Here is a 10,049-nt window from a genome sequence, read left to right as displayed (position 1 = left end):
GAACCGGCCGAGTACGGCTGCGCCACCGGTTCACCGCCGTTCTACAGTTGGACCCCCAGCCGCGAAAGGACATCGAGCACTTGGTCACGGTCGGCGCGGGCACGCGCGTGCGCTTCGGCGGTCATCGGACGCGGCTCGGGCGGCAACGGCGCAGCAGGGCTGTCGCCGAACACTGACGCGACGACGCGGATGAGTTCCTTGGTGACGTCGATATGCCGCAACGCCAGCAGTGCCGGGAGGTCGTAATGCAGCGGCGAAAGTAGCTGCGGCTCAGCGTCTTCGGGCTCTGGGTCGGCGGCACGGAGCTCGCCGAGCTCGGGGTCCATCAGCAGCGCGGCCTGGTAGTGCGACCACATGGGTTGCCGCCGTAGCAGCCGGATCAGCTGGGTCCAGGGGCGTTCGCCGCGCATGTAGTCGAGCAGGTCCCAGCCGCGGGTGAACAGGTCGGCCTCGATGTGCTCGCCGAAGTCCTCGATGAGCAGCACGAGGCCAGTTAGCCCCCCGGCAGCTCACCTGCCTGCTCCGGGTCGGGCAGCGAGCTGAAGTGACGGTTGATGGCATCGAACAACGGCCACAACACCTCCACCGGCTCGGCCCTGATCACGGCCCACACCGCCTCGAATCCGTCACCGCACATGGCCTCGAACAACTCCCGGATTCGGCCGGCGGGCATGTCCTGGCCGTCGAGCAGTGCCGCAAGGGTCAGTACCTGCCACACGGTGTCGGGTTCATGGATCGGCGTGGGTGGGGTGGTGCCGTCGAACATGTAGGGGCGCTTGCGTTTCTGCTTCCTGCTCGCACGTGCTTCGTCGCGCATCTGAAGCCATGTCGACTTCTGTGGCGTCGGGGCGTCGGGGTTGCGGCGACGTGGTTTGCGGCGCTTGGAGGAGTTCGGCATTACGCCACCTTCTTCGGAGTGCCGGTGGTGTCGCTATCGGCTACTGCTGGCGGTGTTGGTGTGGCGACGGTGAAGCCCATCGGGATGACCAGGTTTCCGACGCCGGGACCGCACAGGACATTGCGCATCGAGTAGCCGAGCTTGTCGTCCACGGTCGCCTTGACCGTGATCGGCCAGGACGCGATGTTCTCCGAATTCCACTGCTGCTGACCGACTTCGGTCACCGAGGCGCGCGGCATGATCCGCAGCACCCACTTCTCCCGGTCACCGGCGCCATCGACGAACAAGAAGATCACGCGGTAGTGGATGGTGTCCGGAGAGACGGGCTCGTTCCACGACAGCTCCTTGGTCACCGCGTCGGCCTGCACGTCGGCCAGGCTGCGTCCCGAAACAAGTTCCAGCACCGCACGTTTGAACTCCTGTGCGGTGAAACCGACACTCATGTCGCGTTTGACGATGTCGGAACGAGTCGGTTCGAGCCAGCCCCAGCTCTCGGTCTCCGAGAGCTGCTGCTCGGGCCGGAACTGCGGTCCACCGGCCTTGTCGATCAACCCCAGCGACGAATACCCGTCCAGGGACTGGAATTTCGCGTCCTTGCCCGCAGTGAACTTGATCGGCACATCGACTGTCATCGGTGCGACCAGGACCGCGCCCTTGAGCGGTTTGAGCAGCAGATCTTTGTTCGCGCTGACGATCTGCTCGAATGTGGCTACTGCCATCGTGTCGTTCCTCTCCAACCGACCCGTCCCACCTCCGTTCGTGCCGAACGGAGGTGGGTAGTCGGTGTTAGGTGCTGGCCTGGTTGTTGTGATGTGCCGTGCCGCGATGCGCGTGGCTATCCCGCCCTAGTGGCGGCGAAATACTGGAGGCATTGTGCGGATCGATTAGAGAACCGGAATCCTGCTGCGCAGCAGGGCTTCGTACTACGATGCAGCCGTGACTGATCCGGGGGCTCGCTCAACAGACGACCAGGCAGACGCTGAATCAGCGGATCCGACCGCCTCAGCGGATCAACGCGTCACGTGGCGCCGTGCTGCTCGCAAAGACTTGACGCCACCTACAGGTGCGCTCATGGTTCGTGTCGACTTCGGCACGAGGGTCAGCCTTCGACAAGTCACCAACACGCAGCACGCTGTCCGCTCATTGCTTCTGGACTTAGTCGACTTCGAGGTCTCAACGGTGCCACCCCGCGCTCGCTTTGTGCAGCGCCCTCAGCTCGAGGTCCATGAGGTGATCGACACCATCGAGGAGTTGACGCAAGCGGACGACGCCATAGGCGCATTCCTGCGACGAGGGACAGGAGAGACCAGGACCCACATTGTCGATGTCGTCAGCGAGGTGTTTTACCGGCTGGAGGACAAGCGGAGGCCGCTGACATATGTCGACGTCTCCAGCAGTCTTACGGTCAACCCGTGGGAAGAGGTGGTGAGCGTCGCGCCAACGATCGCAGGCAATGGCGCACTTGTCTGGGCCGTCTGGCAGGCGTTGAGCAAGGCGAACTTCATCTTGGACTTCATCGTTCGTGCATCTTCGTTCAAGGTGGAGCGGGGGCTTCGCATTGTCAATCTGGAGCACGAGGCCATGTCCCAGCAGAGCGAGACCATCCGACAGCTCATCCTGCTCGCAACCGAGTCAGCGGAGGCAGCCAAACTGTTGCGGTCGATCGAGAACGTGTCACCCGAGGTTGCTGGCCAAGTCCAATTCAGCACGATCTCGGAAGAGGAAGCCAATGAGCGCCGACGACGTCTGCTGCGGATCGTTCACTCCGTTGATAGTGAACCTGACTAGGTACCGCCCTCACTATCCGTTGCCGGAACCACATCCACTTCATCTTCTCGCTACAGCGCACGAAACGACAGCTGATACACCGCTGTTTGCTTCCGGTCGGTAGGGTCGGGGGCCGGGGCGTCTTGGCCGCCGGTGATCTCACGGGCGGTGTCGATGAGGACACCTGTGACGAGAGTGCACCCGGAGTCGGTAATACGCTGGCGGCAGGCTTCTTTGATCATTTCGGCCTGTTCGTCGGTGTGGGCGTAGGTGTCGACCCGGACAATCGGTCGGTCAGTGTAGTTGTCCTCGGCACCGCCGATGCGGCGGACCACGTTGTAAGGCAGGCGCTGGTCTGGCCGCTTGGCCTTCACCGTGGTGGCGATCGGGGTGAGCATGGCGATGAGGATCTCGTGCACGTTCGGATATGCGGGCATCACATGCCCTCGATCAGGTGTATGAAATCGCCCATGACGTGCTCAGCAGCGTTGTTTCGGGTGCCTTCTTCCCGGTAGCGGGCGTAACGACTGTAGGCGTAGACGACGCCGAACTGATGGCCCTGGCCGGGATCGACGTAGCCGATGACGGAAGTGGCGTTGTGTCCGGTGCGGTGGTGGGATCGGGTGCGCCAGTAGTCCGCGCCGAGTTCGACGATCTGTTGCAGCATCCGGCGGGTGTCTTCGCCGATATCAACAGCAAGTTCGAGTTCGTTGCCGCTCGGGTCGAAGTCCATAGCTTCTCCTGCGTTTAGAAGCCTCGAGCGAGGCGGAAGCGCCTGCCTGGCGACCAACCGGTGATGGAATTCTTCGGGTCGAGGATCGCGCCGACGATCCGGAATGGGTCTCCGGCGATTTTGGCTCGGTCGGCAGCCTGTACGTCTGAGCCGACGGGTGCGGTGACTTGTGCTGCGACGGTGATGGTTTCGCCGTCGATGTATTCTTCGCTGGTGGTCCAGGAGATCGCGCACGGGCCGATGATGTGGCTGAGGTGGGCGTAGCGGTCGAGCAGCTGGCCGTCTGCGTCGCGGAGGTCGCCGTAGGCGTCGGGTTCGCCTTCGCGGTAGATCTCGATCATCATTCCGTGCGGGTAGTTGGGTGTGTCCATCAGCAGATGAGTGGTCGTCCGCTGGCCAGTCCTGCGTTGCGGAGCACGAGAACGGCTTCGTGGCAGAGGTATTCGGATGCCCGGCGTAGTACGGCCGGATCCGGCCGGTTGTAGGAGACCGATCCGCCGTCGGCGCTCTGGCTGGCGATCTCGGCTTTCAGCCCGCCGGTGGCGGGGTCGATTCCGGCCTCGGCCCAGGCAATGACCTGGAGACAGGTGGCCTCGCGGAGCGCGTCGCGAAGGTCGTCGTCGGCGGGTAGTCCCGGCGGGGTGATGTCGTAGAGGTCGTTGCTGGTGATGTCGCGGACCCTGCTAGAGGCGGCCTCGATCAGCGCGACGGCGTTGGGCGGGATCGGGTCCAGACGATTGGTGAGGTCGGCGGGCTTTGCGTAGACGAGCATCACGCGGGGGCAGCTCCTGTCTTGGTCGCGTCCTTGGATGCGGTGCGCTTGCTGGTCGTGGTCGCAGTTTCCGCGGACGCACCCGTTCCGGCGTCGGGTGCTGATGTGGGGGCAGCGGTGGCGTCGGGGCCTTTGAGCAGGACGGCGCGGTTGGGGTCGAGGCATTTGACGCCGTAGAGGGTGTCGACGGAGATGACGGTGGTCTTGTGGCGGATGTCGTAGTCCATGGCGACACGCATCGACAGGCCCTTGTACTGGACGGTGAAGACCTCGGCGCCGGGCGGCAGTTCCATCGGAGCCGATGCGAAGGCGAAGGCGGTGGAGTGGAAGGCGACTCCGACTTCGGTGCTCGGCTGGCCGGGCACAGGAGTCAGTGGCGGCTGGCCGACGTTCTGGCTCCAGAAGGTGTCGAACCCGACGAGCTGCTGTCCGATCGAACCTTGCCGCAGCGCTGCGGTGGAGTCGCTCTTGTCCGCGTGCAGCAGCAGCGGCTTGCCGAGCCAGCGGGCCTTGGTGGTCGGGCCGACCACCGCGCGTCGTCCCGGCGCGGGGACGTTTTGGATGTCGAGCTGGCGACCAGCCTCGATGAGGTTTTCCGGGTTCTCCCACAGTCGGCCTGTGCCGGCCTCCATCGGTTCGGCTCCGCAGTGCTGGGTGACCTGGGCACGCAGCGAGAGCAGGTCGCGGTCGACCTTCTGGGAGATGGCTTCCATGGCGGGGCGCAGGATCTGCTCGTCGAAGTTCTCGATGTCGAGGGTGAGTTCTTCGGAGGTGACTTCGACCGAGACGTCGGCGATGGTGTCGAGCACGACCGGGATCTTGGATTCGGTGGTGTCTTGGATGACGATCCCGCGGGCGCGGTCGAACTCGGTGGCCACGAACCGTGGCGGTCGTTTGACGTTGACGGTGTTGCCGACCTTCTGCGGGCCGAAGTCGCTGGAGATGTCCCGATAGACCAGCGGGAGCATGACGGTGAGCTCGTAGAGGTTGGCCAGACTGCGGCGTGCGAGGACGTCGGGGGTGAGGAAGGTGTTGGGCACGGTGGTCTCCTAGGTGCGCGAGTCGGCGATCGAGTCGCGGACTTTGCGGCGGATGGCCTCGATGTCGTCCTCGACGGCGGGTGCAGGTGGGGTGGAGTTGCCTGCGCTGAACTCCCCGCCGGAGCGTTCGACCGGTGGGGTGTGGGCGAGTTTCGGGTTCGTGGTGATGGCGTCAGCGACCAGGGCGTCGACTCGGGTGGTGAAATCGGTTGCGTCCGGGTCGAGTTCGTCGAGGGCACCGAGCCCACGCAGGTACGGCACGAGTAGCTTGTTGTCGCCACGGTGGGTGTCGGCGGCCGCGGCGATGGCATCTTTGATCCGGTAGTCGCGCAGTCTGCGATCTGAGGTGCTGGCGCGGTCGGTGAGTTCGGCGATGACCTGCTCGGGATCGGCGTTCTCGTCGGCGACCAGGCCCAGAGCGCGTCCGATCTCCTGCACCATTGCGTCGCGTGCTTGCTGGGCTGCTTGGTCGAGGGCGGCCGAGGCGTCGGTGCGTGCGCTTTCCAGGTCCCGTCGCAGCTCGGCGATCACCGCTCCCAGCTGGACCGGGTCCTGCGCCTCGGCTTCCTCCGATGCCGATGCCGATGCCGATGCCGATGCCGATGCCGATGCTGGCGCGGGTGGCGTCGGGGTGGGTACGGCGGCGGCCGGAGGCTGAGCCGGTTCGGTAGGCGGTTCTGCGGTCTCAGCGGGTGAGGTGGGGTCGTCGGACATGGGTTGCTTCCTCCGGGGTTAGATGACGAGTGGTTCTGAAACAGCTATGGCCCAATGGGTTTCGGGCTAGTTGTTTTTCGCGGTCAGTGCGCGAATTGGTCGTGGACTGCGGTGTTGCCGGACAGCCGAGGTTGGAGGGCCTGCATACGGGTCCGTTGTTCGACTTCACGCAGGATGCGCGCGACTTCGTCGTTGACGTCGTCGCCGGACCAGTTCGGGTTGCGTTCTCGCACAGCCTGTTCCAGCGAGATTAGGTCCACGGTCTTGAGTGCGGCGAGCCTTTGGGCGGTCTCGAGCGGCGGGAGCTGGGCACGAACGGGCCAGCGCACTTCGGGGTTGGCTTTGAGCTCGATCCGGCTGCCGAAGTGGATCCGGTCGAGTTCGGTGAGGGTGCGCGCGAACGGCGCGAGCTCGGCTTTCCAGTAGTTGATTTTCTGGTCGCGGGTGGTTTCGGAGAGTTTGTCGCGGGAGTTGACCTCGGTGGCGGTGACCAGTCCAGCGGTGCGGGGGTCACCGAAGGTGGAGGCCGACAGGCCCGCGCCGCGCAGGATGAGTTCGGTGATCTCGGTGGCGGTTTCGCTGTGTTCTTGCCAGCGGATGGCGAACTGCTGCGGAACGATCGGTGGCGCACCGTCTTTGAGGCTGCCCAGGCTCGCTCCGGGCAGCGGGGTGAAGATCGCCTGTTCGGAATCGAAGGTCGCGCCCGCACCTGGGCCGCGGGTGTGGGTGAGCTGCTTGTCGACGAACAATCGACTGCGGCCGTGGTCGATATCGCGCATCCACGCCGACCAGGTCTCATCGAGAGCGTCCAGGAGTGGTTCCTGGCCGTCGAGATCCGAGCGCCCCAGCTGGGCCAGGCCGGGTGTGTGGCGCCAGCCCCGGTGGGGGCGCACGTTGGGCACGTAGCGGGCGGTGAGGGTGTCGATGCCGGTGGCGATGGCGGCGGTCGAATCGACCAGCGGTGCGGCCCAGGCGGTGTCGGGGTGTTCGATGAGCTGGCGGCGCTGTCCGAGCTGGTCGTGTCCGCCTCGGTAGAGGCCGTGGTGGATCCTGCCGGGTGCGTGGTATTCGAGGTGCCGCCAGACTTCGCCGTTGGTGGTGTCCTCGGCGACGACTTGCCAGAACGTGACACCAGCTAGTCGGCCGTATCGCCAGCGTGGGATGGCGCAGTCGGCGGCCATGGTGGCGAAGTTGACGTGGTCGCTGATCGAGCGATCCCACCAGGCCCGCAGATACACCCCGCCCAACGCGGAGGCGAGCTCGCCGGCCTCCAGGAGGATGGCGGCGGTGTCTGCCCCGCCGAGCAACAGCTCAAGGCGGGCTTGAGCGGGTTTGCGGTCTCCGCGTGCATCGTCTTCGCCGATGACAAACCGCGGGGGTTGGGAGAACAGCAGCGCCGAGGAGCCCCGTGCCAGGTCGGCGGCGAGGGGGATGTGGAGGCGTTTGGTGGCTTGGGGATTCGGTCGTCCCCAGAAGAAGCGGGCGATGCGGCCGACGAGACCGCCGGAGAACTGGGCGGGCCGGTATGCCGGATAGCGCTGGTAGATGTCGGCGAGGCGGTCGGTGTCTCCGGCGTACCAGGCATCCCAGACCTTCATGGCTTTCTGGGCGCGGTCGAATGGTGGTGGCGGCCAGGCGATGTCGGTGTCAGGCAGCATCGGGCACCTCATCGAATCCGATCACCGGTCGCCAGAGGCGTTCGGTGGTGATGAGCGCATACCGGAGGGCGTCGATGCCGTGGTCGTTGACTTTGATGGGTGCGTCCTCGCCTTCTTCGGTGGCGGTGGTCGACCAGGAGTAGCCGGGGATCTCGAGCAGCAGTGCCGGGCAGCGAGTGGAGATGCGAAGCAGGTTGCGGGCGAACAGCATCGTCAGCACGCGCAGCCCGTAGAGGACGTCGTTGTCGGCGGCCGCGGTCTCGACGCCGTCGGAGTGCAGCTGCACCCGCAGCGACGCTGCAGAAGGGTCGGCGATGATGTGCTCGGCGCGCATCCGGGCTTGGCGCAGATCCGGGAGGTGGGGTTGGTTGAGCCAGGCGCACAGGTCGGTGGACAGCTCGGCGTCGGTCTTGCGCTGGCTCATCGTGGAGGGCTCGTAGCGGTATTCGTCCACGGCGTAGAGGATCCCGTCGACGCCGAGGCCCAACAGGATGGCGTGGGTGGGGTTGGTGGTGCCGTAGTCGATGCCGACCGCGATCAACTGCCGCATCAGCGGCAACGCGGCCCAGTCGACCATCAGGTGCTCGGCCCAGGAGTCGAACACGCTGCCGTCGGCAGCGACCCAATGCCCCAGGATGAAGCGGCGATACCACAATCCGGAGTACTCCCGCTTGTACTGAAGCTTCCGTTTCTCCGACAGGGCGGGGTTATCGTCGAGCTCGAAATGCCATGTCCGCCAGTCCGGTAACAGCGGCTCCCCGTCAGTATCGAGTTTGCCGATGCGGTCGAGGAACTCCCGTTTGAGCCAGTGCACGGGATTGTCGGGGTTGGTGGAACCGAACAGCCGCGCGTCGTCGAGGCTCATGCGCCCGAGCAGCTGGCGGAAGAAGTCCGGGCGGATGACGGTGATCTCATCGACGTAGGCCCCAGCCACCGTCAGCCCGCGCAACGACATTTCGGCTTTGGCGTCGGACGCGCCGAGCATGTAGACGCGGCGGCCGAGGATCGTCGCGGTCGGTGCACCGAGGGTGTAGGACACTCGTCCGGCGAGGTGGCCGAATAGGGCAGGGTCGCGCATGGGTTCGATCACGTTGCGGGCCAGCGATTCTCGGGTGCGGCCGACCATCACGAACTGACCGCCCGAGGGCGGGTTGGACAGGAAGATCAGCCAGCACAGGATGGAGGCGATGGTCTTGCCGGAGCGGATCGCGCCTTCCCAGATGTTGCAGCGCGCCACCGCTTGCACGATCGACACCGCTTGTTTGCGGGAGATCGGTAGTTCATCGAGCACGCTCACCGCGGCGGCTCCAGCTCGTCGTCCGCTTCCGCCTGGTCGACCAGTTCGCCGGCGACAGCTTCACCGTGGACCGCCTCGGCGGTGTCGGCGTCAACGGCGGCTTTGAGTTTGCCGAACAGGTCCGAGAGCATCGATCGATCACCGGCGACGGTGTCGTTGCTTTGGCTGGTCAGCAACTCCGAGAAGCTGCGCAGGGCAAGAGATAGCGCGGTGTAGCCGTCGCGGACATCGCGCAGCGGCGGCAACGGGACGGTGATCGGGATCATCGAGTCCAGGCCACGTTCGTAGGTGGTGACCGGGCTCCACAACCGCTGATGCAACGCCGGGATCTGGGCCTCGATCATCTCGGCGAGATCGAGGCGGCGGCGTTTGAGCTGTTCCAGGCGCGCGGCGGTCGCTTCCGCGGTTTGGGATTCATCGAAGCGCAGCTCGAGTTTGCGTGCCCAATAGGTGATCGTGGCGCGGGTGACGCCGAGCAGTTCGGCGATCTCGTTGCGGCCCTTGCCTTGCGCGTGCAGCTCGATGATGCGCTGCTGATCCTCGCTGGTGATCTTGCCGGGGCGGGATCCGCCACCACGCGCAGCGGCCTGCGGTCGGGGTGGGTCGGTCTTCTTCGGTCGAGCCATCAGAGCCGGAACCGGGCCGCCCACGCGGCGATCTTGCGGTCGGCGCGATCACGAACCGCGCTCATCGGATTCGGTACCGGAGTGCCGGAGGCGGCGTCGATGACCAGCAGGCCGGTCTCGCCGAGGATGACAGTGGCTTCCTGGAACTCGGCCAATGCCTCGACATAGCAGGCGAATTCGCCCACGTTGGCGGGATTGAGCTCGGTGTGGGGTGCGAGTTGTTCCCACAGCAGCCGGGCCTGCTCGGTCAGCCACGACGGCGGATCGGTTTTCCACGCCGACACCGAGACAGGCTGGGTCGCTCGGCGAAGAGGGACGACCGGGTAGTCCGGTGCGGTCATGACAGCTGGTGCCTCTCGAAGCAGGTGATGGTGCCCGGTGGCCTCGACTAGGTGGGGGCCACCGGGCGGTCGGTTAGGAGCCGGACGTGGATGCGGCGCTACGCGATCCGGCGATGCGGCTGCGGGCGCGGGCGCCGGCCGCGCGGATGACGGTGCCCAGGCGGCGCCCTGCTGCTGCGAAACGATTCATTGTGTTGTCCTCC

14 protein-coding genes are annotated in these 10,049 nt (G+C 65.5%); 1 reads left to right on the top strand and 13 read right to left on the bottom strand.

The genetic code is table 11. The annotated features are described in order from the left end of the window. Window positions 1-41 precede the first annotated feature (41 nt). The 3 genes from ACGFNJ_RS21125 to ACGFNJ_RS21115 are packed head-to-tail and all read right to left on the bottom strand — an operon-like array spanning window position 42 to window position 1,617. Complete coding sequence (locus ACGFNJ_RS21125) at window positions 42-485, bottom strand: hypothetical protein (protein WP_393450588.1); 444 nt, start codon at window positions 483-485, stop codon at window positions 42-44. 8 nt (window positions 486-493) lie between these two features. After that, on the bottom strand, window positions 494-898 hold the full coding sequence (locus tag ACGFNJ_RS21120; RefSeq protein WP_393450586.1) for a hypothetical protein: 405 nt from the start codon (window positions 896-898) through the stop codon (window positions 494-496). Continuing rightward, window positions 898-1,617 (bottom strand): hypothetical protein, encoded by a 720-nt coding sequence (locus ACGFNJ_RS21115; RefSeq protein WP_393450583.1) that lies wholly within the window; start codon window positions 1,615-1,617, stop codon window positions 898-900. Before ACGFNJ_RS21115 ends, ACGFNJ_RS21120 begins: the two co-directional genes overlap by 1 nt. A 352-nt stretch (window positions 1,618-1,969) precedes the next feature. Between ACGFNJ_RS21115 and ACGFNJ_RS21110 the strand changes: the two genes are divergently transcribed. Then, a complete protein-coding gene (locus ACGFNJ_RS21110; protein WP_393450580.1) occupies window positions 1,970-2,686 on the top strand; it encodes a hypothetical protein in 717 nt (238 codons plus the stop codon). A 50-nt stretch (window positions 2,687-2,736) separates the two neighbouring features. On the opposite strand, the gene ACGFNJ_RS21105 is transcribed toward ACGFNJ_RS21110, so the two are convergent. The 10 genes from ACGFNJ_RS21105 to ACGFNJ_RS21060 form a co-directional block, all read right to left on the bottom strand. Then, entirely contained in the window at window positions 2,737-3,102 is a 366-nt protein-coding gene (locus ACGFNJ_RS21105; RefSeq protein ID WP_393450577.1) for a hypothetical protein, read from the bottom strand. After that, window positions 3,102-3,398, bottom strand: a complete 297-nt coding sequence (locus tag ACGFNJ_RS21100) for a hypothetical protein (protein ID WP_393450574.1) — start codon at window positions 3,396-3,398, stop codon at window positions 3,102-3,104. Before ACGFNJ_RS21100 ends, ACGFNJ_RS21105 begins: the two co-directional genes overlap by 1 nt. A 14-nt stretch (window positions 3,399-3,412) precedes the next feature. Beyond that, window positions 3,413-3,769 (bottom strand): hypothetical protein, encoded by a 357-nt coding sequence (locus ACGFNJ_RS21095; protein WP_393450571.1) that lies wholly within the window; start codon window positions 3,767-3,769, stop codon window positions 3,413-3,415. Next, a complete protein-coding gene (locus ACGFNJ_RS21090; protein ID WP_393450568.1) occupies window positions 3,769-4,173 on the bottom strand; it encodes a hypothetical protein in 405 nt (134 codons plus the stop codon). Before ACGFNJ_RS21090 ends, ACGFNJ_RS21095 begins: the two co-directional genes overlap by 1 nt. Then, the gene (locus ACGFNJ_RS21085) at window positions 4,170-5,210 is read right to left on the bottom strand and encodes a P22 phage major capsid protein family protein (RefSeq protein ID WP_393450565.1); all 1,041 of its coding nucleotides are present in this window, start codon (window positions 5,208-5,210) and stop codon (window positions 4,170-4,172) included. Before ACGFNJ_RS21085 ends, ACGFNJ_RS21090 begins: the two co-directional genes overlap by 4 nt. A 9-nt stretch (window positions 5,211-5,219) precedes the next feature. Beyond that, complete coding sequence (locus tag ACGFNJ_RS21080) at window positions 5,220-5,924, bottom strand: hypothetical protein (RefSeq protein ID WP_393450562.1); 705 nt, start codon at window positions 5,922-5,924, stop codon at window positions 5,220-5,222. Between the two features lie 83 nt (window positions 5,925-6,007). Continuing rightward, the gene (locus tag ACGFNJ_RS21075) at window positions 6,008-7,582 is read right to left on the bottom strand and encodes a phage portal protein (RefSeq protein ID WP_393450559.1); all 1,575 of its coding nucleotides are present in this window, start codon (window positions 7,580-7,582) and stop codon (window positions 6,008-6,010) included. Beyond that, window positions 7,572-8,879 carry a PBSX family phage terminase large subunit gene (locus tag ACGFNJ_RS21070; protein ID WP_393450556.1) on the bottom strand — a complete coding sequence of 436 codons (1,308 nt, stop codon included), beginning with the start codon at window positions 8,877-8,879 and terminating at the stop codon, window positions 7,572-7,574. Before ACGFNJ_RS21070 ends, ACGFNJ_RS21075 begins: the two co-directional genes overlap by 11 nt. Beyond that, on the bottom strand, window positions 8,876-9,505 hold the full coding sequence (locus ACGFNJ_RS21065; protein WP_393450553.1) for a helix-turn-helix domain-containing protein: 630 nt from the start codon (window positions 9,503-9,505) through the stop codon (window positions 8,876-8,878). Before ACGFNJ_RS21065 ends, ACGFNJ_RS21070 begins: the two co-directional genes overlap by 4 nt. Further along, window positions 9,505-9,789 carry a P27 family phage terminase small subunit gene (locus tag ACGFNJ_RS21060; protein ID WP_393450550.1) on the bottom strand — a complete coding sequence of 95 codons (285 nt, stop codon included), beginning with the start codon at window positions 9,787-9,789 and terminating at the stop codon, window positions 9,505-9,507. The genes ACGFNJ_RS21065 and ACGFNJ_RS21060 overlap by 1 nt, the downstream gene beginning before the upstream one ends. Window positions 9,790-10,049: the final 260 nt, after the last annotated feature.

Origin of the sequence: Nocardia sp. NPDC049149 (genome assembly GCF_043197455.1) — a bacterium.
Classification (GTDB): Bacteria; Actinomycetota; Actinomycetes; order Mycobacteriales; family Mycobacteriaceae; genus Nocardia.
This window is presented reverse-complemented; position numbering and strand designations above follow the sequence as displayed.

Excerpts from the sequence above, each read along its gene's own strand:
- ACGFNJ_RS21065 (WP_393450553.1), bottom strand. The coding sequence starts at position 9,505 with ATGGCTCGACCGAAGAAGACCGACCCACCCCGACCGCAGGCCGCTGCG.
- ACGFNJ_RS21075 (WP_393450559.1), bottom strand. The coding sequence starts at position 7,582 with ATGCTGCCTGACACCGACATCGCCTGGCCGCCACCACCATTCGACCGC.
- ACGFNJ_RS21115 (WP_393450583.1), bottom strand. The coding sequence starts at position 1,617 with ATGGCAGTAGCCACATTCGAGCAGATCGTCAGCGCGAACAAAGATCTG.
- ACGFNJ_RS21120 (WP_393450586.1), bottom strand. The coding sequence starts at position 898 with ATGCCGAACTCCTCCAAGCGCCGCAAACCACGTCGCCGCAACCCCGAC.
- ACGFNJ_RS21105 (WP_393450577.1), bottom strand. The coding sequence starts at position 3,102 with ATGCCCGCATATCCGAACGTGCACGAGATCCTCATCGCCATGCTCACC.
- ACGFNJ_RS21095 (WP_393450571.1), bottom strand. The coding sequence starts at position 3,769 with ATGGACACACCCAACTACCCGCACGGAATGATGATCGAGATCTACCGC.
- ACGFNJ_RS21080 (WP_393450562.1), bottom strand. The coding sequence starts at position 5,924 with ATGTCCGACGACCCCACCTCACCCGCTGAGACCGCAGAACCGCCTACC.
- ACGFNJ_RS21100 (WP_393450574.1), bottom strand. The coding sequence starts at position 3,398 with ATGGACTTCGACCCGAGCGGCAACGAACTCGAACTTGCTGTTGATATC.
- ACGFNJ_RS21110 (WP_393450580.1), top strand. The coding sequence starts at position 1,970 with ATGGTTCGTGTCGACTTCGGCACGAGGGTCAGCCTTCGACAAGTCACC.